This window comes from Flavobacterium sp. CG_23.5, assembly GCF_017875765.1.
Lineage (GTDB): Bacteria > Bacteroidota > Bacteroidia > Flavobacteriales > Flavobacteriaceae > Flavobacterium.
On sequence record NZ_JAGGNA010000001.1, the window covers coordinates 1211180 to 1237500 of the forward strand.

General features: G+C 34.4%; 19 protein-coding genes (1 of these 19 cut by a window edge). 13 read left to right on the forward strand and 6 right to left on the reverse strand.

The window, feature by feature from the left end; translation table 11 throughout:
- The first annotated feature begins 107 nt into the window (after positions 1 to 107).
- Positions 108 to 2489 (forward strand): TonB-dependent receptor, encoded by a 2382-nt coding sequence (locus H4V97_RS05095; RefSeq protein ID WP_209549115.1) that lies wholly within the window; start codon positions 108 to 110, stop codon positions 2487 to 2489.
- A gap of 39 nt (positions 2490 to 2528) precedes the next feature.
- Positions 2529 to 3350 carry a DUF4249 domain-containing protein gene (locus tag H4V97_RS05100; RefSeq protein WP_209549116.1) on the forward strand — a complete coding sequence of 274 codons (822 nt, stop codon included), beginning with the start codon at positions 2529 to 2531 and terminating at the stop codon, positions 3348 to 3350.
- A gap of 20 nt (positions 3351 to 3370) precedes the next feature.
- On the opposite strand, the gene H4V97_RS05105 is transcribed toward H4V97_RS05100, so the two are convergent.
- Positions 3371 to 3544, reverse strand: coding sequence for a hypothetical protein (locus H4V97_RS05105; RefSeq protein WP_209549117.1), 174 nt, complete (start codon positions 3542 to 3544; stop codon positions 3371 to 3373).
- Positions 3545 to 3631: 87 nt separating this feature from the next.
- On the opposite strand from H4V97_RS05105, the gene H4V97_RS05110 reads away from it, so the two are divergent.
- Positions 3632 to 4294: a thiamine diphosphokinase gene (locus tag H4V97_RS05110; RefSeq protein ID WP_209549118.1), complete on the forward strand. Its 663-nt coding sequence runs from the start codon at positions 3632 to 3634 to the stop codon at positions 4292 to 4294.
- A gap of 3 nt (positions 4295 to 4297) precedes the next feature.
- Here the strand turns inward: H4V97_RS05110 and H4V97_RS05115 are convergent, their stop codons facing one another.
- Positions 4298 to 5182: an alpha/beta fold hydrolase gene (locus H4V97_RS05115; RefSeq protein WP_209549119.1), complete on the reverse strand. Its 885-nt coding sequence runs from the start codon at positions 5180 to 5182 to the stop codon at positions 4298 to 4300.
- 135 nt (positions 5183 to 5317) lie between these two features.
- On the opposite strand from H4V97_RS05115, the gene rlmF reads away from it, so the two are divergent.
- The 3 genes from rlmF (at position 5318) to uvrB (ending at position 11701) form a co-directional block, all read left to right on the forward strand.
- Positions 5318 to 6292: a 23S rRNA (adenine(1618)-N(6))-methyltransferase RlmF gene (gene rlmF / locus H4V97_RS05120; RefSeq protein ID WP_196850858.1), complete on the forward strand. Its 975-nt coding sequence runs from the start codon at positions 5318 to 5320 to the stop codon at positions 6290 to 6292.
- Between the two features lie 216 nt (positions 6293 to 6508).
- A complete protein-coding gene (locus tag H4V97_RS05125; RefSeq protein ID WP_209549120.1) occupies positions 6509 to 9583 on the forward strand; it encodes a TonB-dependent receptor in 3075 nt (1024 codons plus the stop codon).
- A 126-nt stretch (positions 9584 to 9709) separates the two neighbouring features.
- Entirely contained in the window at positions 9710 to 11701 is a 1992-nt protein-coding gene (uvrB, locus tag H4V97_RS05130) for an excinuclease ABC subunit UvrB (protein ID WP_209549121.1), read from the forward strand.
- Here uvrB and H4V97_RS05135 read toward each other — a convergent pair.
- Both H4V97_RS05135 and H4V97_RS05140 read right to left on the reverse strand, forming a co-directional pair.
- Entirely contained in the window at positions 11698 to 12099 is a 402-nt protein-coding gene (locus tag H4V97_RS05135) for an excinuclease ABC subunit B (protein ID WP_209549122.1), read from the reverse strand. The two genes, uvrB and H4V97_RS05135, sit on opposite strands and share 4 nt — an antisense overlap.
- A gap of 172 nt (positions 12100 to 12271) precedes the next feature.
- Entirely contained in the window at positions 12272 to 12607 is a 336-nt protein-coding gene (locus tag H4V97_RS05140; RefSeq protein ID WP_209549123.1) for a hypothetical protein, read from the reverse strand.
- A 430-nt stretch (positions 12608 to 13037) separates the two neighbouring features.
- Here H4V97_RS05140 and H4V97_RS05145 point away from each other — a divergent pair, with 430 nt between their 5' ends.
- From H4V97_RS05145 to H4V97_RS05160, 4 genes are read left to right on the forward strand one after another with little or no spacing between them, the layout of a single operon-like run.
- Positions 13038 to 13841, forward strand: coding sequence for an alpha/beta hydrolase (locus H4V97_RS05145; protein WP_209549124.1), 804 nt, complete (start codon positions 13038 to 13040; stop codon positions 13839 to 13841).
- Positions 13842 to 13884: 43 nt separating this feature from the next.
- On the forward strand, positions 13885 to 14916 hold the full coding sequence (locus tag H4V97_RS05150) for a dipeptide epimerase (RefSeq protein ID WP_209549125.1): 1032 nt from the start codon (positions 13885 to 13887) through the stop codon (positions 14914 to 14916).
- A gap of 54 nt (positions 14917 to 14970) precedes the next feature.
- Positions 14971 to 15441, forward strand: coding sequence for a DUF1456 family protein (locus H4V97_RS05155; RefSeq protein WP_196850851.1), 471 nt, complete (start codon positions 14971 to 14973; stop codon positions 15439 to 15441).
- 4 nt (positions 15442 to 15445) lie between these two features.
- Positions 15446 to 16105, forward strand: a complete 660-nt coding sequence (locus tag H4V97_RS05160; RefSeq protein ID WP_196850850.1) for an NAD(P)H-binding protein — start codon at positions 15446 to 15448, stop codon at positions 16103 to 16105.
- A gap of 81 nt (positions 16106 to 16186) precedes the next feature.
- On the opposite strand, the gene sucC is transcribed toward H4V97_RS05160, so the two are convergent.
- Positions 16187 to 17383, reverse strand: a complete 1197-nt coding sequence (gene sucC, locus H4V97_RS05165; RefSeq protein WP_196850849.1) for an ADP-forming succinate--CoA ligase subunit beta — start codon at positions 17381 to 17383, stop codon at positions 16187 to 16189.
- Between the two features lie 408 nt (positions 17384 to 17791).
- On the opposite strand from sucC, the gene gltB reads away from it, so the two are divergent.
- From gltB to lysA, 3 genes are all read left to right on the forward strand, one after another.
- Positions 17792 to 22309, forward strand: a complete 4518-nt coding sequence (gltB, locus tag H4V97_RS05170; RefSeq protein ID WP_196850848.1) for a glutamate synthase large subunit — start codon at positions 17792 to 17794, stop codon at positions 22307 to 22309.
- 2 nt (positions 22310 to 22311) lie between these two features.
- Positions 22312 to 23766, forward strand: coding sequence for a glutamate synthase subunit beta (locus H4V97_RS05175; protein ID WP_196850847.1), 1455 nt, complete (start codon positions 22312 to 22314; stop codon positions 23764 to 23766).
- 169 nt (positions 23767 to 23935) lie between these two features.
- On the forward strand, positions 23936 to 25156 hold the full coding sequence (gene lysA, locus H4V97_RS05180; RefSeq protein ID WP_196850846.1) for a diaminopimelate decarboxylase: 1221 nt from the start codon (positions 23936 to 23938) through the stop codon (positions 25154 to 25156).
- Between the two features lie 59 nt (positions 25157 to 25215).
- On the opposite strand, the gene pafA is transcribed toward lysA, so the two are convergent.
- On the reverse strand, positions 25216 to 26321 hold the 3' portion of the coding sequence (gene pafA / locus H4V97_RS05185) for an alkaline phosphatase PafA (protein ID WP_196850845.1). 511 nt of this gene lie beyond the right edge of the window; the window shows 1106 of its 1617 coding nt (coding positions 512-1617); the start codon falls outside the window, past its right edge — the gene reads right to left on this strand; it ends in the stop codon at positions 25216 to 25218.

Genomic DNA, 26321 nt, shown 5'->3' on the forward strand with positions numbered 1-26321 from the left:
AAGACAACCCGAAACGGTTGTCTTTTTTTTATCTTAGCAATACATTAACAATTGTTAAACAAGAATTAACTTCCATTTGTTGAAATTTGCAAATCAAAATCTAAGAAATGATTACTAAGAAAAATATTGTCTTTTTTATTCTTTTATTATCCTCTCTAACTTCTTTCTCCCAAGATAAATTCACGATTAGCGGAACAATTATGGACGCTAACAGCAACGAAACATTGATTGGCGTCAACATAATTATCCCACAGTTAAAAACTGGGGTAACTACAAATGAATATGGGTTTTACTCGCTTACGATTCCAAAAGGTGAGTACACCGTTCAAATAAGTTATTTAGGTTACCAAACGATTGAAGAAAATATAAACGTAAACCAAAACACAAAACACAATTATAATCTTGCAAGCAATGAAACCGTTTTAAAAGAAGTTATAATTACGGATAATAAAACCAAAACCGATATACGGAAGCCGGAGATGAGCGTCAACAAACTCTCTATTTCAGCTATTAAGAAAATGCCAGTCGTACTAGGTGAAGTCGATGTTTTAAAGTCCCTTTTATTACTTCCTGGAGTTACTAATGCTGGTGAAGGCGCTTCCGGATTCAATGTTCGAGGTGGTGGTGCAGATCAGAATTTAATATTACTGGACGAAGCAACTATATTCAATTCGTCTCATGTCTTTGGCTTTTTCTCTGTTTTTAATCCAGATGCCATCAAGGATTTAAAATTATATAAAGGAGGAATTCCTGCTCGTTATGGAGGAAGAGCGTCTTCTGTTTTAGATATTTATCAAAAAGATGGTAGCAGTAAAGGATTTCATGTCAATGGTGGAATCGGATTAATCTCCAGTAGGATTTTGGTCGAAGGACCATTAGTAAAAGACAAAGGTTCCTTCCTTATTGGCGGTAGAAGTTCGTATGCGCATTTATTCTTGAAACTATCCGAAGAACAAAAAAACAACTCTGCTTATTTCTATGATTTGAATACCAAACTGAGTTACAAGCTGAATCCAAATAACAACTTATATTTATCGGGATATTTTGGAAGAGACGTTTTTAGCTTAAACAAAAGTTTTACTAATATTTATGGTAATACAACGGTCAATCTGAGATGGAATCACTTATACTCCGAAAAATTATTTTCGAATTTGTCCCTTATTTACAGCGATTATTATTACGGTTTGGATTTGGACTTTGTTGGTTTCAAATGGGATTCCGGCATCAAGAATTACAATATCAAATACGATTTCAAAAACTATATTTCTGATAAATTCAAATTAAATTATGGTGTAAATGGGATTTATTACGAATTCAATCCTGGAACTATAAAACCATCTGATGCTAATTCCGGGATTAATTTTGATCAATTGGACAAAAAATATGCATTCGAGCCCGCATTATATATCAATGCTGATCATGAAATTTCAGATAAAATATCAATTTCTTATGGGCTTCGTTATAGCCTATTTTATCGTTTAGGACAATCAACCGTAAATATTTATGAAAATGATAATCCGGTAACATTCAATCCGGATTTACAGATTTATCAAAAAGCGACTCCCATTGGAACAAAATTCTATGAGAAGAATAAAGTTATGAAAAGCTTCAATAATCTGGAACCCCGTTTTTCATTTGCCTATCAAATCAATGATGAGCAATCTGTAAAAGCCAGCTACAACAGAATGGTCCAATATTTACAATTAATTTCAAACACCTCATCTCCCACCCCGCTTGATGTTTGGACGCCAAGTGATGCTTTTATAAAACCCCAAATTGCAGATCAGGTGGCTTTGGGTTATTTCAAAAATTTTAAAGACGGAATGTATTCGCTTGAAGTAGAAACGTATTACAAAAAAGTAAAAAATCGACTGGATTATATAGACGGAGCAAATTTGATAGCCAATAAAGCAATTGAACAAGTGATACTTAACGGTCAATTAAGATCCTACGGATTAGAACTGATGCTCCGAAAAAACGAAGGAAAATTTAACGGATGGATTTCCTATACCTTATCCAAATCTGAGCAGCAAACTCCGGGAAGAACACCCGTTGAAACCGGAATCAACAACGGAGCATGGTACAATTCTGTGTATGATAAATTGCACAATATTGCCATTACGAGTTCTTATAAGTTAAATGAAAAATGGTCTTTTGGAGCCAATTTTGCCTTACAAACCGGACAACCCGTAACCTATCCTAACGGACAATATGAATATCTCGGAATAATTGTTCCAAGTTATGGTTTGAGAAACGAAAACCGCCTCCCAGCGTACCACCATCTCGATATTGCAGCAACTTTGACACCAAGAAAAAACATGGACAGAAACTGGAAAGGAGAATGGGTTTTTAGCATTTATAATTTGTACAACCGCAAAAATGCCGCTTCCATCAATTTCCGTCAAAATACAGATACAGGTAATAATGAGGCAGTAAAAACTTCCATATTCGGGATCGTTCCAGCTATAAGTTATAACTTCAAATTTTAAGGCCCTATCCCTCAAATGGAGAATAAAAAACAAAAAATAATGAAAAAAATAACATTTTATCTGATACTATTCATCGCTGTTTTTTCAACAAGTTGCGAAGACGTGATAGACGTAACTTTAGACAATGCTCCATCAAAACTGGTTATTGAAGCAGCAATTAATTGGAAAAAAGGAACTTCTGGAAATCAACAAAGCATAAAACTAACCACCACAACTGGATTTTACAGCACTGAAATTCCAAAAGTTTCTGGAGCAACAGTTACTATAAAAAATAGTGCTAATGTTGTTTTTACATTTTCAGAAATAGCAAATACTGGCCAATATGCTTGCACTACATTTGTTCCAGTTCTCAATGAGACCTACATGCTAACTGTGGTAAGCAAAGGAAATACCTATACCGCTACCGAAACCTTGAAACCTGTTACAGCCATTACTAAAATTGTTCAAAACAATCAAGGTGGTTTAACAGGTAATGAAAAAGAAATTAAAACATTTTATCAAGATCCACCAAGTGAAACTAATTATTATCTATACAAATACGTTTACTCTAATCAGGTAAAATCAAACTTTTATGTCGATCAGGATGAGTTTTTCAACGGAAATGAATTCTTCAGTATCTCGCAAAATGACGACTTAAAAAAAGATGATAAAATTGAGGTTAGTCACTTTGGAATTTCTAAAGCCTATTACAACTACATGAGTGTTTTGGTAAGTATTGCAGGAAATAATGGTGGCGGACCATTTCAATCTCCACCGGCAACCGTACGAGGAAATATCATCAATACCACTGATTCGGCTAATTATCCATTGGGCTATTTTACCCTTAGCGAAGTCGATATCAGAAATTATACGATTGAATAAGTACTAATTCTGAATTTATTTTAGAAGCTTTTCCAGCTTTCCATTACAAGTTCTCTGGTCAAAAAGTTTTTTTCCATTGTTCCAGCAAGAGCTTCCTTTGGTCGCTTTGCAAGAACAGGAAAAAATACTTTTTCCCTGCGTGAACTTTCCATTGCAATCTGGGCTAAAGGACAGTCGGAGTTTCCAGTTTGCATATTTTAACTAACTTTACAGTCTAGCATTTATGCAACTGTTCTCAATCGCCCAAATCTAATACCACAATTCTTAAATCTACAAGCCTCATGTCCTCACATCATATCGTTCGCGACGACCAAGAACCCGCTTTAATAATTGCCAATGGTGCCGCATGCCATCCGGAATTATTAGGACAATTATTAGAATGGTCCCCATTAGTTATTGTATTAGACTCCGCAATAGAAAGGGTAATGGAATTAGACATCAAAGTCGATGTGCTATTGGGAGATTTTGATCGAGGTTTTGATCCAGAGCAGTACCAAACTTCCCAATATCCAATTGAAATTATCCATACACCAGACCAAAACAAAACCGATTTAGAAAAAGCATTTGATTATTTGATAAACCGAAAAATTCCAGCAGTAAATGTAGTTTGGGCAACCGGAAAAAGAGCAGATCATACGATTACAAATCTCACCAACATTGTCCGATACCGGGACTTATTGAAAATTGTAATCATGGACGACCATTCAAAAATATTTTTATTACCCAATAAATTTGAAAAATGGTACACTGCCAATACGCCTATTTCATTAATTCCGGTGGGTCATGTTACAGGAATTCATTCTGAAAATTTATTTTATCCGTTAAAAGATGACAGTTTAACCATTGGTTACAGAACTGGAAGCAGCAACCATGTCACTAAGGATGGCATGGTAACAATAGAACATAAAGCAGGAGATTTATTGATGATGGAATGCATGGATTAACATTTATTGAATCTTCAACAAAGCATTTCTCACAATCTCATAATGACTCCAAGGAATAAAATGATTCGCCTTTTCAATCGTTATGATATCTATTGATTTAGCATTGACAAACTTTTTTTTCATAAAAGCGACATTACTATACGGTACCAAAACATCTTTTGTTCCATGAATAATAGTCACATCACAAGTGATTTTATTCAACTCTGGTTCTAAGGCTACCAAATCCTGTTTCAGCCACCAAAGTTCGTCATTTGAAGGTCGTAATGCTCCTGGAATCAAATACCGCAAAGGCGCTACTTTGATAGCTGTTCTCCATTTCTCCGGTTTCTCCGCTTTTGGGTCTAATGAACCTGCAAGTATAACCAATCTAGAATACCACGATGGATGATCTACAACAAGCTTAGTCACAACAGTTCCACCAACGGAATGTCCCACCAAAATCAGCGGTTTTTTATTATCGATTTTTTTAATGAACTCCGATATCCGTTGAGATTGCACACTTAAATTTTGAGCATCACCAAAATTACTGGATCCAAAACCAGGTCGGTCAATGGCAATCATTCGGTATTTTTTCAACAGTAAAGTATCTTGAAGATATTCTTTGAAGGCATTCCAACTTCCCGGTGAACCGTGAACAAAAAACAAAGTCGGATTTTGCGCATTACCCGTTGCTACATAATGTATTTTATATCCTTCAAAGGCCATTGTTTTATCCTGAAACGCTGTTTTTGAAGTAGCAAAAAATTTTGTAGTTTCCTTATCCGAAAATCGCATCGTCATACACGACTGACACATTACAATATAAAAAAACACTAAACTATAAACTATATATCTCTTTTTGAAATGAAATGTAATGGGCATGAAAGTCATTTTATTTGTATTTTTCATAAAAGTAACCGTTTTTATGTTTCAAAAGAAAAATTACAGAATGATTTATGTTGAATTTCCTCTATTAAATATAGCAAAATTACCTAAACCCTTTTACAAAATACTTATGCTTATCTTTACATCGAAATATAGAAAATGAAACCGAAAACGATTACCGAAAAGACCAATTTACATCCAAGAAATCTAGATAGATTTGGGTACAATTTTGAAGAATTAATCAAAGAAAATCCTGAATTAAAAAACTTTGTTGCCATCAATGAGCATCAAATAGAAACTATTGATTTTAGTAATCCTGATGCTGTTAAGTCGCTTAATAAAGCATTGTTAATACACCATTACGATATCCAAGATTGGGATATTCCTGAAAATTATCTTTGCCCTCCCATCCCGGGAAGAGCAGATTACATCCATTATATTGCTGATTTATTGGCTTCGAGTAACAACGGAATTATACCTGAGGGGGAAACAGTTCAAGGATTAGATATCGGTATTGGTGCCAATTGTATTTATCCGTTAATTGGAAATTCCGCTTACGGCTGGAGTTTTGTAGGTACCGATATTGACGAAAATGCCATTCAAAATTGCAAAAAAATCATCGCAGCGAATCCAAAGTTAATGGATCCAATAAGTTTACAATTGCAAACGGAGTCGCGCTTTATTTTTAAAAACATAATTACTCCTGAAGATAATTTTACGTTCACGATTTGCAATCCTCCTTTCCATGCTTCTCAAGATGAAGCTACAAAAAGTTCGGTGCGAAAAATAAATAATTTAGAGAATACCAAAACCACAACCCGAGGCGGAGCCGAACGGAGCGCAGCTAAACCTGTTTTGAATTTTGGTGGTCACAATGCTGAATTATGGTGTGAAGGTGGAGAATTGGGTTTTGTTACCCAAATGATCTATGAAAGTGCTAAATACCCAATGCAATGTTTGTGGTTCACCACTTTAGTATCGAAACAATCACATTTGTCCAGTCTATACAAAACATTAAATAAAGTAAATGCGGCTACCGTAAAAACAATTGATATGGCTCAAGGCCAAAAAACAAGTAGAATTGTAGCCTGGACTTTTATGAGTGAAGCACAACAGAAGGCTTGGAAGTTTTAAAATAGTAAGTAAACTATTATTGCATATTATCAATTTTGACCCTATTACGAAATCAATAATTATCGTATCGTAAAAAACAAACTTCTAAACTGTCTTTCTTATAAAAAAAGACGCAAATAAAAATAATTTGTGATTTAACAGTTTCAAAGTCAGATAAAAAGAAAATTAACGTTATTTTAGTAGTATTTTAGCACCTACAAACTTAAATAACCAAAAATGAAAAAACTTCTCTTTATTCTGACCTTAATTTTTACAGCAGGAATAACTGCTCAGGAAATTAAAGTTTCGGGTACTGTTACTGATGAATCAAAATCTACTTTACCAGGAACAACTATTATTGTAAAAGACACAAAAAAAGGAACCACAACTGATAGTGATGGTAATTATACGATTAGTGCAAAAGTCGGAGACGTTCTTCAGTTTTCCTACGTTGGCTTAGATACCAAAAGCATTTCCGTTACAGGAAGCACTCTAAATGTTACTTTAATGGGAAGTGGTGAAACACTTCAGGATGTTGTTGTAATTGGTTCTCGTAATCCTACTCGAACTGTAACCGAATCTGCTGTACCAATTGATGTGATTAGCATGAAAGAAATTGCGTCACAAGGACCCCAAGTAAATTTAAATCAAATTTTAAACATGGTTGCGCCATCGTTTACATCCAATACGACAACCGTTGCTGATGGAACGGATCATATCGATCCAGCACAATTAAGAGGTTTAGGACCAGACCAAGTATTGGTTTTGGTAAACGGAAAAAGAAGACACACTTCTTCTTTAGTTAATATCAATGGTTCACCAGGAAGAGGATCTGTGGGAACGGATTTAAATGCAATTCCAGCATTTGCAATTGAAAAAATAGAAGTATTGAGAGATGGTGCATCTGCACAATACGGCTCAGATGCTATTGCGGGTGTTATCAACATTAACGTAAAGAAAAATACCAATAAACTAGACGTAGCACTTTTTACTGGCAGTAATTTTGCTAAAGGCGCAAACGACCATACTGGTGGTCATGATGGAAACAATTATCAGTTAGATCTGAATTATGGAACTGGACTTGGAAAAGAAAAAAGTTTCATTAATGCCACCGGTAGTTTCCAATTAAGAGACGCAACAAGCAGAGCGAAAGATGTAACTGGAAATTTATTTAACGCTTACAATGCAGTTGAACAAAGAGCCGCAGAAGCTGGAACAAATATCAATGCATTGTTTGGAAATATAGGTACGGCAACAAGTCCTACAGCCAATCAAGCTCAAATAATTTCAGCGATTAAAACCTACGCGCCTTCTGTAAATTATTTTACAGCGGCACAACAAACTTCAATTGCCGCTGCAACTTCATTATATGGTCCAACTGGATTACAAACTGTGTTAAACTTTGATGCAACAGCAGGGGAATTAGCGTATAGAAATTTGGAAAGAAAAGATTTCAATATGAAAGTAGGTCAATCTTCATTATCCAGCGCACAATTCTTTTTGAATGCTGCTTATCCTATTAACGACAATCTTGAAATATATGCTTTTGGAGGAACTAGTTATAGAACTGGTGAAGCCGCTGGTTTTTACAGAAAACCAAACCAATCGAGATCATATACCGGATTATATCCAAATGGTTTTTTACCAGAAATTCATTCAACGATAAATGACATTTCTGCTGCGGCGGGATTGAGAGGTAAAATATTTGAAACTTGGAATTTTGACTTAAGTAATACTTTTGGAAAAAACACTTTCGATTATAATATTGAAAATACTGTAAATGCTACTTTAAGAGAAAAGTCAGCTACAAAATTTGATGCTGGTGGATTAGGTTTTTCTCAAAACACAACAAATTTTGACATTAGTAAAAAATTCGATGCATTAAACGTCGCTTTTGGTGCTGAATACAGACATGAAAACTTCAAAATTACTGAAGGAGAACGTGATTCATATAATCTATATGATATTAATGGCGCAGTTGTAACAGGAACAACACCCGCTAATATCAAAGTAACCGACTTTTACGGTTCTGCAAGACCAGGTGGAGCACAAGTGTTTCCAGGTTTTAGACCTGCAAATGCAATTGACAAAGGACGTAATAGTGTAGCCGTTTATGCGGATTTAGAATATGATGTGACGACCAAATGGTTAGTTAACGGAGCAGTTCGTTTCGAAAACTATTCTGATTTTGGGAATACCACGAACTACAAATTAGCTTCTCGTTATAAAGTAACAGACAACATTAATATTCGTGGAGCAGTTTCTACAGGATTTAGAGCGCCATCATTACACCAAATCTATTTCAATTCAACTGCGACGCAATTCGTAGGCGGTGTACCATTTGAAGTTGGTACATTTAGTAATGATTCCCAAGCTGCCAAGTTATTAGGAATTCCTACTTTGAAACAAGAAGAATCACAAAGTGCGAGTATCGGTTTTACAGCTAAAATTCCATCTGCCAATATTACTTTGACTGCTGATGGTTACATTGTGAAAATTAAAGATAGAGTAACTCTTACTGATCAGTTTGCAAGACCAGGAGGAACTCCTGCAGTTGGAACTCCTGCCTATACATTAAATGCCGCATTTGATGCTGCAGGAGCAACTGCCGCAACGTTCTTTGCTAATGCAATTGACACCGAATCTAAAGGTATTGATGTTGTTATTAGCCATAAAGCCAATTTAGGAGAAGGTATATCTTTAAAAACAGATTTATCAGGAACAATTTCAAATACTCGTAAAGTAGGTGACATTCATGCTTCACCAATTCTAGAATCTGCAGGACAAGTAAACAGATATTTTTCTGAATCCAGTAGAGTCTATTTGCAAGAAGCGATACCTAGAGTTAAAGCCAATTTAACAAACTCTCTTTCATATAAAAAATTCGATTTCTTCTTGAGAAATGTATATTTTGGTGAAGTGACTGACCCTAATGTTGCAGATGCTAATGGAGATGGAACGATTAATGCCATTGTAGTAAATAATAAGGCCGTAGAGAATGAACATCCAGTATGGGGTGCGAAAATTATTACTGACTTATCAGTAGGATTCAAAATTACGCCAGCAGCAAAAGTTGTGATAGGTGCAAATAATATTTTTGATATTTATCCTTCCTTAAATTTAGGACCTCAAACAATTGCACAAAGAGCTTCTGGAGTTGATGCAAATGGTGCTGTAATTTACTCGCCTACTACCGCTTCGAATAATTCAATTGATTTATCTAATGCGAATCAGTTTGTATATTCAAGAAATACATCTCAATTTGGTCAAAACGGAAGATTTGTTTTTGCTAGATTAAGTTTCAGTTTCTAAAAAAATATTTATAATTATGAAAAGCCATCAACTGAAAAGTTGGTGGCTTTTTTTTGGCATATACTTTTGATTTAAAAGAATCTAAACTTTGTACCTTTGTAAAACCTAAAGTTTTGAATTAAATAAATGAATTTTCAAGTAGTATCCGATTACCAGCCTAAGGGCGACCAACCACAAGCGATTGAAAAACTAACTCAAGGGATTGTTGATGGCGAAAAGTTCCAAACACTTTTGGGTGTTACTGGTTCTGGGAAGACATTTACAGTAGCGAATGTGATTCAAGAAGTGCAAAGACCCACATTGGTTTTAGCGCACAACAAAACTTTGGCGGCACAATTGTATTCCGAATTCAAGCAATTTTTTCCAAATAATGCAGTGGAATATTTTGTTTCGTACTACGATTATTACCAGCCTGAAGCTTTTATGCCTGTAACCGGCGTTTTCATAGAAAAGGATTTATCCATCAATGAAGAATTGGAAAAAATGCGAATGTCAACCACTGCTTCGTTACTTTCGGGACGTAGAGATATTTTGGTTGTTGCATCGGTTTCGTGTTTGTATGGTATTGGAAATCCTATAGAATTTCAGAAAAACTTAATTCCTGTTGAGAAAGGGCAAATCATTTCCCGAACTAAATTATTACATCAATTGGTACAAAGTTTATATTCGAGAACGGAAGCCGATTTTAATCCCGGAAGTTTTAGAATAAAAGGAGATACCGTAGATGTCTATCCTAGTTATGCTGATGAAGCGTACAGAATCCATTTCTTTGGAGATGAAATCGAAGAAATTGAAAGTTTCGATACAAAGGATTCTAAAGTCCTTGAAAAATTTGACAAACTGACGATTTACCCTGCTAATATGTTTGTGACTTCTCCAGATGTACTGCAAGGCGCGATTTGGGAAATTCAACAGGATTTAGTAAAACAAGTCGATTATTTCAAGGAAATTGGCAAACATTTGGAAGCAAAAAGATTGGAAGAACGTACCAATTTTGATTTGGAAATGATTCGAGAACTCGGATATTGTTCCGGAATTGAAAATTATTCCCGTTACCTCGATGGTCGTTTACCAGGAACAAGACCTTTTTGCTTGCTGGATTATTTCCCTAAAGATTATTTAATGGTAGTGGACGAAAGTCACGTAACACTTTCTCAAGTTAGCGCCATGTACGGCGGAGATCGAAGCCGAAAAGAAAATTTAGTAGAATATGGTTTCCGACTTCCCGCGGCAATGGACAATCGCCCGTTGAAATTTGAGGAATTTGAAGCGATGCAAAACCAAGTGATTTATGTTTCGGCAACACCAGCCGATTATGAATTAGAAAAAACAGATGGCGTTGTTGTAGAGCAAGTGATTCGTCCAACAGGATTATTGGATCCAATCATTGAAATCCGACCAAGTTTAAACCAAATCGATGATTTAATTGAAGAAATTCAGGTTCGAGCAGAAATTGACGAACGTGTTTTGGTGACGACATTAACGAAAAGAATGGCCGAAGAATTGGCTAAATATTTAACAAAAGTTAATATTCGTTGCCGATACATTCACTCTGAAGTCGATACATTGGAACGAATTGAAATTATGCAAGATTTACGAAAAGGAATTTTTGATGTGTTAATTGGTGTGAATTTACTTCGTGAAGGCCTGGATTTACCTGAAGTTTCTTTGGTGGCAATTTTAGATGCGGATAAAGAAGGTTTTTTGAGAAGTCATCGTTCTTTAACTCAAACCATTGGTAGAGCTGCAAGAAATCTAAATGGGAAAGCGATTATGTATGCTGATAAAATCACGAACAGCATGCAAAAAACAATCGATGAAACCAATTACCGAAGAACCAAACAGATCAATTATAATACAGCAAATAATTTGGTTCCGATGGCTTTAAACAAAAAAATCGAAAGTGCTTTCACCAAAAACCCTTTAGCCGATTATGAATTGGGCTACACCTTGAATACTGCCGCTGAGCCTGAAAATTTATACATGTCGAAACCTGAGATTGAAAAAAAAATCAGGGAAAAACGCAAATCAATGGAGAAAGCCGCAAAAGATCTAGACTTTATGCAAGCGGCAAAATTGCGTGATGAGATAAAAAAATTACAAGGTCAATTGACTTAATTTTGTTGTTCTTGAAAAACATTCAATAAAACTTCTGGAGGAATAATAGCATTGGGAGCTTTTTTCATCATTTCAAGTATACGTTTTGTGGAAGATGGGTTTAATCCCATATCGACTGCTATTTGCTGAATAGCAATTTCTTCTTTTTTATGCAAAATCTGATCCACATGCATCAATAAAGCCAAACGATAGAATTGTTGAATCCGTTGAAACTCCGTTTTGATTACTATTTTTGGAAGTTCTTGGTGAAATAAATCATTAAAATCTTCCTTTTCAATATTCAATTCATCTGCTACTAAATATAAAAAGTCATATTCTCTCTTATGCAATTTTCCATCAACAGTAGAAAATGCAATCATTTCTAAAAGCAAACTTACTTTTTCTTCGTTAGTATCCATCCAATTATTTTTTGCTAAAATATCGCTTTTAAATTAAAATACAATAATTAGCATAATGATTAAATATCTTTTATTGATTTACAGATATTAGAGAACAATTGCAGGAAACACAAAAAAAGAGAGAGAATCAATTTTGATTCTCTCTCTCTTTGCTATTTACATTAAATAGGTATTAATCATCGTACCCATCGTTATCGCAATGTCCATTATCTCTTTGTTCATATCTTCTTTGCGCTTCGTACCTTCTTTGCGCTTCATATCTTCTTTGCGCTTCGTATCTTCTTCTATCATAATCTCTTCGATTATTATATTCTCCAGTATTACAGTACACTCTATCATTATCTTGATATTCTCTGTAAACTCTTTGAGGAGCATATCCCCGCTCATAATGACCTGAAACCACTACTGCTGGAAGTCCAACATTTAAACCAAACGATACCTGTGCATTTATAGCACTGGTGGCAAAAAAGGCTATACCTAATAATGCGAGTAACTTTATTTTTTTCATCTTTTCAAAATATTAATTAATAACTGCACTAGCGAAATCCAATAACTGTGCCAGTAAATAATTTTAATATTGGCACGAATTAACGAAATATAAGAAAAATCGAAATAAAAAAAACGCATTACCCCTATTATCAATTGTTTAAAAAAAATAAAAAAAATAGCGTAAAATGAAAATTTAACAAATCAACGAAATTCAAGCACTGAAACGATAGTAATTTGGAAAGTAATTCTAGTGTAAATCGGAGCAATTAATCAAAATATAGTAGCAATTAAAGTAGAGGGCAACAACTGAATCAATTTGGTTTTTTGAACAAGATCATTATTTTAATAAAACATCCTCAATTAAATTTTTATTCAAAATCAAATTATAAAAATAATTACTAATTTTAGCTGAAATATTCCTGCTAAATTAAAATACAAATTATAACTTAATGATTAAACGACTTCCCCTTCTTGTTGCATTGCTTTTTGCACTTACAAATACAATAGCTCAAAAAAGTACCGCCTCAAAACAAGTTTCAAGTTTTACGATATATGCCCCTCAATTACATTCTAACAAAAAAATTTGGGTGTATTTACCAAAAAATTATTCAACTTCTCATAAAAAATATTCGGTTATTTATATGCATGATGCCCAAAATCTTTTTGACGTCAAAACATCTTACTCCGGCGAATGGAATGTTGATGAAAAGCTGGACAGTATCAATGCACAAGTTATCGTCATTGGGATTGAGCATGGAAACGATAAACGTATGGAGGAATTAACTCCCTATAAAAACGAAAAATACGGAGGCGGAAATGCTGACGCTTATTTGGAATTTATGGTCAATACACTAAAACCTCAAGTAGACAAAACCTATAGAACTAAAACAGACAAAAAGCATACTATCATTATGGGAAGTTCCCTTGGAGGCTTAGTTTCCTATTATGCGATCTTAAAATATCCGCAAATATTTGGTAAAGCCGGTGTTTTCTCCCCTTCCTTTTGGTTTTCAAAAGAAATTTATAACTTAACGGAAAAGACAAAAAAAATAAAAACGAAAATCTATTTTCTCTGCGGTGACAACGAAAGTGAGGATATGGTCAATGATCTTAATAAAATGGAGCATTTATTGAATACAAAAAGATGTTACTGCTTGAATTTAAATGAAAAGAAAATTGTAAAAGGAGGACAACATAATGAAAAATTATGGCGTGATGGTTTTGCAAAAGCAATTGTATGGCTTGGCTATTAATATTTTTTATAAGAAAATCCCTTTTGAATAACAACCTTACTTTATGCAGCTGATTTTAAGAGAATTTGAACTTAAATTAAAACATACATTTACCATTTCGAGAAAATCGATTGATGTACAACCCACATTAATCGTTGAATTAAAAAGCGAAGGGTTTTCCGGATATGGAGAAGCAACTTCAAATCCCTATTATAACATTGGAGTTCCAATGATGATTCAAGATTTACTGAAAATCAAAAAACAAATCGAAGTTGTCACCAATGAAACTCCAGAAGAATATTGGGATAAAATGTATCCTTTCCTCAAAGAAAATTTGTTCGCTTTATGCGCATTAGACATCGCATACAATGACTTATATGCCCGCAAAAAAGGAAAAAAACTCTACGAATTATGGAATTATCCCATCGATAAAATTCCTTTGACCGATTTTACAATTGGAATAGATACCATAGAAAAAATGGTTTTAAAAATGGAAGAAATGCCTTGGCCCATTTATAAAATAAAATTGGGAACTCCCGATGATATTGCCATAGTAAAAGAATTACGCAAACATTCTAATTCGGTTTTTCGAGTTGATGCTAACTGTGGTTGGGAAGTAAACGAGACTCTCAATAATGCCATTGAGTTAAAAAAATTAGGAGTAGAATTTATAGAACAACCCTTAAAAGCAGATAATTGGGAAGGTCATGCAACAATTTTTAAAAATTCAGTATTACCAATAATTGCGGATGAAAGCTGCATACTCGAAGAAGATGTAGTCAAATGTCATACTTATTTCCATGGGGTAAATATAAAATTAATGAAATGTGGTGGAATTACCCCAGGGAGAAGGATGATTCAACAGGCGAAGAATTTAGGTTTAAAAACTATGGTAGGCTGCATGACTGAATCTACCGTAGGCATTTCTGCAATTGCGCATTTATTACCGGAATTAGATTATGTTGATATGGATGGCGCTCTGCTTTTGGCCGAAGATATTGCAACTGGCGTAGCAATTATTGACGGTAAAATCATTTATTCTCAAACCAACGGTACTGGAGTTCAGTTAAAGGATTCCATCTCGTTTCATGCATAAAAAATATACGAGTCTAATTGCTTTAAAAACGTACCTTTGTAAAAAATTAAAAAGATGACAAATAACGATATCCTTAAAAAATTACGCGTAGCTCTAATGCTCCGTGATGACCAAATAGTTGAAATATTAGAATTGGTAGATTTTAGAATTACTAAATCGGAATTAGGTGCTTTTTTCCGTGCGGAAGACCATGAGAATTATATGGAATGTGGCGACCAAGTGTTGCGTAACTTCCTAAACGCTCTTGTGATTCACTTGCGTGGAACGAAAGAAAATCCAAAAAATCCAAACGATGTTTTAGCCAAACACAAAGCTCAAATACCTGCTAAAGAAGGATCGAAAGACAGACCTGAATTTAAAGCAACACCAAAAGACGAAGAAAGAGCTAGAGGTGATCAAAAACCAAGTAAATCTGCTGATTTTAAGAAAAAACCTGCCTTTAATTCTAAAGACAAAAAAGCGGCACCGAAAGTACAAGTTGTAGAAAAGGTAAAGTATAGTAACGGAAATAAGAAAAAATCTTAATATTTTGAAAACGGCTTTAATCATAGGAAGTACAGGTTTAATAGGTGCAAGATTATTGAATCTTCTTTTGGAAAGCAGCGACTATGAAAAAGTAGTTACTTTCGTAAAAAGAGATACAGGTATAAAACATCCAAAATTAACGCAACATATTATTGATTTCGACAAACCTGAAAGCTATAAAGAATTAGTTGTTGGTGATGATTTCTTTTGCACCATTGGAACAACCATTAATAAAGCAGGAAGCAAAGAGGCCTTCAGAAAAGTAGATTTCGGATATCCGCGACAATTTGCAACATTTGCAGCGGAAAATAAAGTCAAACAATTTCTTATTATATCCTCTCTTGGCGCCGATGAAACTTCTGGAAATTTTTACCTGAAAACCAAAGGTGAAATTGAAACTTTCCTTAAAAATTGTAATTTTGAAAGTGCTTCTGCACTAAGACCTTCTTTACTTCTGGGAAACCGAAATGAATTTAGATTAGGTGAAAAAATAGGGGCGTTTTTCATGAAAACGTTCTCCGTTTTACTTTTAGGAAATTTAAAAAAATACAAACCTATAGAAAGTAACGATGTTGCAAAAGCATTAGTGAAAATTGCACAAAAAAACAATAAAGGATTCAACATTTATGAATCGGATTTGATTCAAAATACAGCAAATTCTTAAAACAAAAAAAAATCCTGTTCGCCACGGCAAACAGGATTTTTTGTTATAAATAAAGAGCAACTGTAGTGTCTCTTTATTTGCTTATTTAGAAAGAGCTGCTTTTACTTGATCAGCCGCTTCTTGAAATTCAACAGCAGATAAAATTGGCATTCCTGAATTATCAATTAATTCTTTTGCGATAGCTGCATTTGTACCTTGTAAACGAACAATGATCGGTACTTTAATTGCATCACCCATATTTTTATAAGCATCAACAACTCCTTGCGCCACACGGTCACAACGAACGATTCCACCAAAAATATTAATTAAAATTGCTTTTACGTTTGGATCTTTCAATATAATACGGAAAGCAGTTTCAACACGTTTTGCATCAGCAGTTCCACCTACGTCAAGGAAGTTAGCAGGCTCAAAACCAGCATATTTAATTAAATCCATTGTTGCCATCGCTAAACCAGCTCCGTTAACCATACATCCAACTGTACCGTCAAGATCAACGTAATTTAATCCTACTTCTTTAGCTTCAACTTCGATTGGGTTCTCCTCACGAATGTCACGCATATCAGCATATTTTTTTTGTCTGTATAAAGCATTATCATCGATATTTACTTTAGCATCTACAGCCATAATTTTATTGTCAGATGTTTTCAAAACCGGGTTGATTTCAAACATCGATGCATCAGATCCAATATATGCATTGTATAAAGAATCGATAAATTTTACCATTTCTTTGAACGCATTTCCTGAAAGACCTAAATTAAAAGCAATTCTTCTTGCTTGAAAACCTTGCAATCCAACAGAGGGATCAATTTCTTCAGTAAAAATTAAATGTGGCGTATGTTCCGCAACTTCTTCAATATCCATTCCACCTTCAGTAGAATACATAATCATGTTACGACCTGTAGCTCTATTCAATAAAACAGAAACATAAAACTCAGAAGTTTCACTTTCACCAGGATAATAAACATCTTCAGCGATTAAAACTTTGTGTACTTTTTTACCTTCGGCAGAAGTTTGAGGTGTAACTAATTGCATTCCGATGATTTGTTCTGCAATTTCTTCTACTTGTTGTAAGTTTTTTGCCAATTTAACTCCACCACCTTTTCCACGTCCACCTGCATGAACTTGGGCTTTTACAACATACCAACTTGTACCCGTTTCGGTAGTTAATTGTTTAGCAGCAGCAACCGCTTCTACTGGGCTATTAGCAACGATTCCGCGTTGAATGCGAACTCCGTAACTAGCTAAAATCTCTTTTCCTTGATATTCGTGTATGTTCATAATATAGAATTTGTCTGGATTCTGAATTTATTCCAGAATAAAAGTGCCACAAAAATAGCAAAATTAAACAGAACTGTTATTTATTTTTCAATATAATATGCAACATAAATCAGTTTATTCTGTACCAGCCTCACTTTAGATTAGAAAAAAATAAAATTTAAAAATTCTTTACTAATTTGTTATAAAATTTAAAAAGAAATCCGAGGTAGAACATTTCTTTCAAAACTGGGAGCTTCGACTCTTTTTATTTGTTTACTTATTAGCGATTAATCATTTCACAAGTATTTAAACATCGTTTTTGCGATTTATTCAACCCTTTTTTACTATTACTGTAAAAATCGACCCGTTTTGGCATTTACACCTATTATATCCTAGCAAACCTTTAATTTTGTAGAAAAAATATTAAGCATGAAAGTTAAAGAACAAGGCCTTTATTTGCCCGAATTTGAACACGACAACTGTGGCGCAGGATTTATTTGCAATTTAAATGGAATCAAGTCCAATGACATTATACATAAAGCATTAGATATTTTAATAAAATTAGAGCATCGTGGAGCTGTGAGTGCTGATGGTAGAACTGGAGATGGAGCAGGAATTTTATTTGACATCCCTCACGATTTTTTTAAGAAAGTTTGTGATTTTGAATTACCCGAAACTAGACAATATGCAGTAGGAATGGTTTTTATGCCTAAAAGCCAAAACCAAGTTGTTTTTTGCAAAACTACTTTTGAAACTTCGATAAAAGACCAAAATCTAGAAATTCTAGGATGGAGAGATGTTCCTGTAGACGCTACTAATTTAGGACAAATAGCAGCCGAGAAAGAACCAACGGTAAAACAAGTATTCGTTGGCAAAAATGGATTAGATCTTACCGAACAACAATTCAATGCAAAATTGTTTGCAGCAAGAAAAATTGCTGAGCACGCTATTAGAAATTCAAGAATTTCCGAAAGCCACATGTTCTATTTTTCTAGTTTTTCAACAACAACAATAATATACAAAGGTTTGCTGATGCCGGAAGATATCAGTAGATATTATACTGATTTAACCGATGACGATTTGGTAACTAGGCTAGCTTTAGTACACCAACGCTTCTCGACTAATACTTTTCCTTCCTGGGAATTAGCACAACCGTTTAGATACATGTGTCATAACGGTGAAATAAATACACTTCGCGGTAACATAAGTAGAATGCGAGCTCGTGAAGAATTAATGAAAAGTGACGTTTTTGGTGATGATATAAAAAAATTATTTCCTATTATATTAGAAGGCAAATCCGATTCGGCTTCAATGGATATGGTAATCGAATTGTTATTAATGACAGGACGTTCTTTACCGGAAGCAATGATGATGGTTGTACCTGAAGCTTGGGAAAAACACCAAACAATGTCCGAAGATAAAAAAGCATTTTACGAATACAATGCTTGTATCATGGAGCCTTGGGATGGTCCAGCTTCTATTCCGTTTACGGATGGAAATGTTATTGGTGCTTTGTTAGACAGAAACGGTTTACGTCCATCACGATATACACTTACTAAAACTGGCTTTGTTATTATGTCTTCAGAAATTGGCGTTCTCGATATCAAGCCAGAAGATGTGATTAAACATGGTCGATTAGAACCTGGTAAAATGTTTCTAGTAGACATGAACGAAGGAAGAATTATTGAAGATGATGAGATAAAAAATGCTATTGCAACTAAACGTCCCTATAAAAAATGGCTCGATGAAAATTTATTGCAATTAGCTCAAATTCCTTATACTAACAATGCGATTCCAATAGAAAATATCGATTTTGAAACAAGACAGCGTTTATTTGGTTATACCATTGAAGATTTAAAAACTATAATCAACCCAATGGGGACGCAAGGTGCTGAGCCTTTAAGTTCCATGGGAAATGACACTCCATTAGCCGTTTTATCAGATCAACCGCAACTATTATACAACTACTTCAAACAGTTATTTGCACAAGTTACTAATCCGCCATTGGACGGTATTCGCGAAGAAATAATTACTGATATTAGTCTAGCTATTGGTGGTGATTACAACATTTTTGATATTGTTCCAAAACATTGTAAAAAATTAAAAATCCAAAATCCGGTTATTTCAAATGAGGATTTAGATAAAATAAGAAACATCAATCATCCTGATTTCAAATCGGTTACTATTTCAACTTTATACGATATAGAAAAAGGAGTAAACGGCTTAGAACGCGCATTGGAAAGAGCGGTGAAAGCTACTTTCAAAGCAGTTTCAGAGGGCTGCAACATTGTGATTATTTCTGACAGAGGAGTTAGTGAAAAATTGGCACCAATACCAATGTTGTTGGCTTGTTCTTATATTCATCATTCGCTAAACATTCTAAAAGTTCGTTCGAAATTTGGAATCATAATCGAATCTGCAGAACCTCGTGAGCCACACCATTTCGCTTTATTATTTGGATATGGCGCAAGCGCAATTAACCCGTACATGGTGAATGAGATTATTCATAACCAAGTAAATCAAGGTTTTATTACAGGTATAAAAGCAGATTATGCAATTAAAAATTACAATAAAGCAATTGCAAAAGGAATTCTTAAAATCATGAACAAAATTGGCATCTCTACTTTACATTCCTACAGAGCCGCACAGATTTTTGAAATTTTAGGATTAAATAAAACTTTTACTTCTAAATATTTTCCTTACACTCCTTCAAGAATTGAAGGAATTGGATTGAATGAAGTAGAAAAAGAAATCAAAAAAAGATACCAGAAGGCTTTCCCAAATTCAGAAGTAGCTAATTTATTGCCTTTAGAAATTGGAGGAATATACAGATGGAGAAGAACCGGTGAAAAACACATGTTCAACCCAACAACAATTTCTAAATTACAACAAGCTGTTCGATTAAACAGTCCAGAAAGTTATAAAGAATATGCTAATATGGTTAATGACCAAAGCAAAAACCTAATGACTATAAGAGGTTTATTCGAATTTAATAATTTGGATCCAATATCTATTGACGAAGTAGAACCTTGGACAGAAATTGTGAAAAAATTCAAAACTGGCGCAATGTCTTATGGATCAATCAGTCAGGAAGCCCATGAAAACTTAGCAATCGCTATGAATAGAATTGGCGGAAAAAGCAATTCTGGCGAAGGTGGAGAAGATTCTAAACGTTTTCAAAAAGATCTTAATGGCGATTCTAGAAATAGTGCGATTAAGCAAGTGGCTTCGGGAAGATTTGGTGTTTCTATCAATTATTTGACTAATGCCAAGGAGATTCAAATAAAAATGGCTCAAGGTGCAAAACCTGGAGAAGGTGGTCAATTACCCGGTGAAAAAGTAGTGCCATGGATTGCAGAAGTTAGAAATTCAACTCCATATGTTGGATTGATTTCACCACCGCCTCATCACGATATTTATTCTATTGAAGATTTATCTCAATTGATTTTTGATTTAAAAAATGCCAATCGTGAAGCACGTATTAACGTTAAATTAGTTTCTGAAGTTGGTGTTGGAACAATCGCTGCAGGTGTTGCTAAAGCGAAAGCCGATGTGATCTTGATTTCAGGATATGACGGAGGAACAGGTGCAGCGCCATTAACATCCTTACAACATACTGGAATTCCTTGGGAACTTGGATTGGCGGAAGCCCAACAAACCTTAATCTTAAATGATTTAAGAAGCCGTGTCGTTTTAGAATGTGACGGACAATTGAAAACAGGTCGTGATGTAGCCATCGCCGCCTTACTTGGTGCCGAAGAATTTGGTTTCGCAACCGCTCCGCTGGTAGCTTCAGGATGTATTATGATGAGAGCTTGTCACTTGAATACTTGTCCCGTTGGAATTGCAACACAGGATCCTGAATTGAGAAAAAATTTCAAAGGAACACCGGAACACATTATCAACTTCATGTATTTTATTGCCGAAGAGTTAAGAGAAATCATGGCGCAACTAGGGTTTAGAACGCTAAAAGAAATGGTTGGGCAATCTCAGAAATTGAATGTCAACAAAGCCATCAAACATTATAAGGCAAGTGGATTAGATTTATCTACAATTTTATACAAACCGGAAAAAGCAAAAACGGTTCCAAATCATAATACTACAACTCAAGACCATGCCTTAGAACATGTACTTGATTTTGATATTATAAAAGCAGCTATTCCTTCTATTTATAGAAAAGAAAAAACAAGAGTTACTTTTGATATCAAAAACACAGATCGATCTGTTGGCGCTATTTTAAGTAATGAAATTTCAAAAATTTATGGCGCCCAAGGATTACCTGAAGATACGATTTTAGTTGATTTTGAAGGCTCTGCCGGACAAAGTTTTGGTGCTTTTGCAACTAATGGATTATCATTTAAAATTCATGGAAATTGTAATGACTATTTAGGAAAAGGGCTTTCTGGAGGAAAACTGATTATAAAAGTTCCCCCTACCGCTACTTTCAAACCGGAAGAAAACATTATCATAGGCAACGTTGCACTTTATGGTGCGATTACGGGTGAAGCTTATATCAACGGTATGGCGGGCGAACGTTTTTGCGTTAGAAATTCTGGGGCAACAGCAGTTGTTGAAGGAATTGGAGATCATGGATGTGAATATATGACAGGAGGAACTGTAGTCGTTTTAGGAAAAACCGGAAGAAATTTCGCTGCAGGTATGAGTGGAGGTATCGCTTATGTTTTTGATCCAAATAAAAAATTCGACGCAACATTATGTAATATGGAAATGGTCGCATTCGAAACATTAGAAGATGAAGATGTTGCAAAACTAAGACGTTTAATTCGAAATCATTCCTTGTATACCAACAGTCCTTTGGCAAAAAGAATTTTGGAAGATTGGGAAAATCAACAAAAAAACTTTATCAAGGTAATGCCTATTGACTACAAAAAAGCATTGCAACGATTAGCGCAAGAAAAAAAAATTGAAGAACTAATAGCAGAATAGTCATGGGCAAGATAGGTGGATTTATAGAATATAAAAGAACTGACGAAAGTAATATAGTAGCTAAAGAACGGGTATCGAATTATAGTGAATTTACAATTCCTTTAGAAAAAGATAAAATTAAAGAACAAGGTTCCAGATGTATGGATTGTGGCATCCCTTTTTGCCACAGTGCCTGTCCGTTAGGAAATTTAATTCCAGATTTTAATGACATGGTACATCAGGAAGAATGGCAAAGTGCATTAGAGATTTTGCAATCAACAAATAACTTCCCTGAATTTACAGGTCGTTTATGCCCTGCACCATGTGAGAAATCATGTGTTTTAGGAATCATCAGCGAACCGGTAGCAATCGAAAATATCGAAAAAAATATTATCGAAAGAGGTTTTGCCGAAGGATGGATAAAACCACAACCTCCAAAAATAAGAACTGGTAAATCGGTAGCTGTGATAGGCTCTGGCCCTGCTGGTTTAGCAGCTGCACAGCAATTAAATCGCGCTGGACATACTGTAACCGTTTTTGAACGAGATAATGCAATTGGTGGATTATTACGTTACGGAATTCCAAATTTCAAATTAGAAAAAGGAATTATCGACAGACGTGTTAAAGTACTGGAAGCAGAAGGAATTACTTTTAAAACCAATGTAAACGTTGGTGTGAATTACAGTATAGACCAATTGAATGCTTTTGACTCAATCGTATTATGTGGAGGAGCAACTGAAAGAAGAAGTTTACCAACAAAAGGGATTGAAAGCAAAGGTGTTGTTCAAGCGATGACTTTTTTGACACAACAAACTAAAGTATTGTACGGTGAAGCAATTCCAGATCAAATAAAGGCAACTGGCAAGAATGTTATCGTTATTGGTGGTGGAGATACCGGTTCTGACTGTGTAGGAACATCAAATAGACATGGAGCAATATCGGTCACAAATTTTGAGATTTTACCAAAACCACCAGTTGGAAGAAGTGAAACTACTCCTTGGCCATTTTGGCCGCTACAATTAAAAACATCATCTTCACACGAAGAAGGTTGCAATAGAAATTGGTTAATCAATACCAAAGAATTCATATCTAATGAAAGCGGCCAATTAACAGGATTAAAAACTGTTGAAGTAGCTTGGAAAATGACACCTGGTCAAAGACCAGAATTGATTGAAAAGGAAGGTTCAGAGAAAATTTGGCCTTGCGATTTAGCGTTACTGGCACTAGGATTTACGGGTCCTGAAAAGACATTAAGCGATCAATTGGGATTAGAAGTTGACTTTAGAAGTAATTACAAAGCAACAAATTATCAAACAAATGTACCGCATATTTTTACAGCTGGAGATATGAGAAGAGGTCAATCTTTAATTGTTTGGGCTATTTCTGAAGGTCGTGAGGCAGCAAGAGAAGTTGACAATTATTTGATGGGTTTCACCAATTTACCAACAAAAGGAACCGGGGATTTACCCAATTTATAGTAGTATTCCATTTAAAATAATTAAAATTCAGCTTTTACAACAAAAGATTAAAAAAACAAAAAAACACAATAAATGTTTGTTTCCAAACATTTTGTTACAATTTGTTATAATCTTCGTTTTTATTTGTTTGTATTAGTAAAGATAATAAATTTGCAAAAAAATAATAACAATGCAATCAAAAGACTTAGTACAATTAGCGGAACAATTCGGAAGCCCATTATATGTTTATGATGCCGAAAAAATACAATCTCAGTACAACAGATTATCAAAAGCTTTTTCTAAGGTAAATAAGTTGCGCATTAATTATGCGATGAAAGCACTGTCAAATGTTGCTATACTTCAATTGCTTAAAGAAATGGGATCTGGACTGGATACCGTATCTATCCAAGAAGTAATGTTAGGACTTCATGCAGGTTACGAGCCCGAAAAAATATTTTATACCCCAAACGGAGTTTCTTTAGAAGAAATCGAAGAAGTTAACGCCATGGGAGTTCAAATAAATATCGATAATTTGTCAATATTAGAACAATTTGGAACAAAATATCCAAACGTTCCAGTTTGCATCCGAATAAATCCTCATGTGATGGCTGGAGGAAATGCAAATATTTCGGTAGGTCATATCGATAGTAAATTTGGTATTTCAGTTCATCAATTACCACATTTAGTTCGTATTGTCGAAAACACGAAAATGAATATCGTAGGAATACATATGCATACGGGTTCAGATATTCTTGATATTGAAGTCTTTTTATATGCCGCTGAAATCTTATTTGATGCTGCTAAAAATTTCAAAAATCTTGAGTTTTTAGATTTTGGAAGCGGATTTAAAGTACCATACAAAAAAGATGATATTGAAACTGATATTGAAGAATTAGGAAAAAAATTGTCTAAAAGATTCAACGCTTTTTGTGTTGAATACGGTAAAGAATTAACACTAATATTTGAGCCAGGTAAATTTTTAGTAAGTGAAGCTGGATTCTTTTTAGCAAAAGTAAATGTTGTGAAACAAACTACATCAACAGTTTTCGCAGGTATTGACAGTGGTTTTAATCATTTAATAAGACCAATGTTTTACGGTTCACAACATCATATTGAAAACATTTCTCATCCAAAAGGAAAGGAACGTTTCTACTCAGTTGTAGGCTACATTTGCGAAACAGATACTTTCGCAAATAACAGAAGGATTTCAGAAATAAAAGAAGGAGATATTTTATGTTTTAGAAATGCTGGAGCCTATTGTTTCTCCATGGCTTCGAATTACAATTCAAGATACAAACCCGCAGAAGTATTGTGGATGAACGGAGAAGGGCATTTAATCAGAGCACATGAAACCTTTGAAGATTTGTTAAAAAATCAGATTCCGCTACCACTTTCCGTAACCACAGTATAAAAATAAAAAATCCCATTTGACAAAGCAAATGGGATTTTTCATAATTAGGAAAATACTATTTATTTATTTTTTAATACCGTTTCCAAAACTTCCGACTCTGTTCCGTTAGGAAATGGAATTTTCAACATTTGCGAAAGTGTAGGCGCAATTTGAGTAATGTATTTTTTAGCATGCAATTCTCCTTTTGGAACTTGCCATCCGTAAAAAAGCAATGGTACATGAGTATCATAACTGTTAGGTGAACCATGTGTAGTTCCTGTAGCTTGATATTCCATATATCCCGCTTTATCAAGTATAACTATATCACCATTTTGTTTTGGATCATATCCTTTTGAAATAAAACTCAAAAAGTAATCATTTCCAGAAGAAGCCAAAATTTCTTCCTCGGTATATACTCTTTTAACTTGCTCCTGGGTCATCAAAAAGTCTTTAAAACTTTGTTTCACTTTTGCCAATTCTAAGCCTCTTTGTTTTATAATTTCTTTATTAAAAAAAAGATTAAAGTTAGAATAATCCAGTACTAAATCGACACCAAACGTATATATTGAATATTTTTTCAACGATTCAATAACATCTTTTGACGGAATATTTTTTACATTGTATTTATTATCTTTTAAATAATTTGGATTTTCAGCTCCAGCATGATCGGCAGTTAAAAAAAGTAAATATTTATCCTTTCCAACGGTTTTGTCTAAATAGTTTAAAAAGATAGCCAAAGTTTGATCTAAACGCAAGTAAGTATCCTGTAACTCCATAGAACGCGGTCCAAAAGTATGCCCTACATAATCAGTGGAAGAAAAACTAACGGTTAGAAAATCCGTAAAATCATCTTTCCCTAGCTCTTCTTTTTCTATTGCTTTCATCGCTAAATCTGCTAAAATATCATTCCCAAAAGGTGTAGTACGTAAAATATCTGCGCCTTTTTCTTTATATATCTTACTCAAATCATATGGAAAAACGGGTGCGTTAGCTTTATCTAATTTCCCTTCATATGGATTATCATCAGGAAGACTTTCATTATAAGTAGCTTTAGGCTTTAATAAATCCCAACCTTTATTAATGTAATTCATATATCGTTTTTCTAGGTTGAATTCTGTTACCCAATCAGGTAATATTGAACCATAAAAGGTACTTGAGATAAAAGATCCTGTTTTACTATACCAAA

Bases quoted from the DNA above. Each gene is read 5' to 3' on its own strand.
- H4V97_RS05095 (WP_209549115.1), top strand. From the start codon at position 108: ATGATTACTAAGAAAAATATTGTCTTTTTTATTCTTTTATTATCCTCT.
- H4V97_RS05100 (WP_209549116.1), top strand. From the start codon at position 2,529: ATGAAAAAAATAACATTTTATCTGATACTATTCATCGCTGTTTTTTCA.
- H4V97_RS05105 (WP_209549117.1), bottom strand. From the start codon at position 3,544: ATGCAAACTGGAAACTCCGACTGTCCTTTAGCCCAGATTGCAATGGAA.
- H4V97_RS05110 (WP_209549118.1), top strand. From the start codon at position 3,632: ATGTCCTCACATCATATCGTTCGCGACGACCAAGAACCCGCTTTAATA.
- H4V97_RS05115 (WP_209549119.1), bottom strand. From the start codon at position 5,182: ATGAAAAATACAAATAAAATGACTTTCATGCCCATTACATTTCATTTC.
- rlmF (WP_196850858.1), top strand. From the start codon at position 5,318: ATGAAACCGAAAACGATTACCGAAAAGACCAATTTACATCCAAGAAAT.
- H4V97_RS05125 (WP_209549120.1), top strand. From the start codon at position 6,509: ATGAAAAAACTTCTCTTTATTCTGACCTTAATTTTTACAGCAGGAATA.
- uvrB (WP_209549121.1), top strand. From the start codon at position 9,710: ATGAATTTTCAAGTAGTATCCGATTACCAGCCTAAGGGCGACCAACCA.
- H4V97_RS05135 (WP_209549122.1), bottom strand. From the start codon at position 12,099: ATGGATACTAACGAAGAAAAAGTAAGTTTGCTTTTAGAAATGATTGCA.
- H4V97_RS05140 (WP_209549123.1), bottom strand. From the start codon at position 12,607: ATGAAAAAAATAAAGTTACTCGCATTATTAGGTATAGCCTTTTTTGCC.
- H4V97_RS05145 (WP_209549124.1), top strand. From the start codon at position 13,038: ATGATTAAACGACTTCCCCTTCTTGTTGCATTGCTTTTTGCACTTACA.
- H4V97_RS05150 (WP_209549125.1), top strand. From the start codon at position 13,885: ATGCAGCTGATTTTAAGAGAATTTGAACTTAAATTAAAACATACATTT.
- H4V97_RS05155 (WP_196850851.1), top strand. From the start codon at position 14,971: ATGACAAATAACGATATCCTTAAAAAATTACGCGTAGCTCTAATGCTC.
- sucC (WP_196850849.1), bottom strand. From the start codon at position 17,383: ATGAACATACACGAATATCAAGGAAAAGAGATTTTAGCTAGTTACGGA.
- gltB (WP_196850848.1), top strand. From the start codon at position 17,792: ATGAAAGTTAAAGAACAAGGCCTTTATTTGCCCGAATTTGAACACGAC.
- H4V97_RS05175 (WP_196850847.1), top strand. From the start codon at position 22,312: ATGGGCAAGATAGGTGGATTTATAGAATATAAAAGAACTGACGAAAGT.
- lysA (WP_196850846.1), top strand. From the start codon at position 23,936: ATGCAATCAAAAGACTTAGTACAATTAGCGGAACAATTCGGAAGCCCA.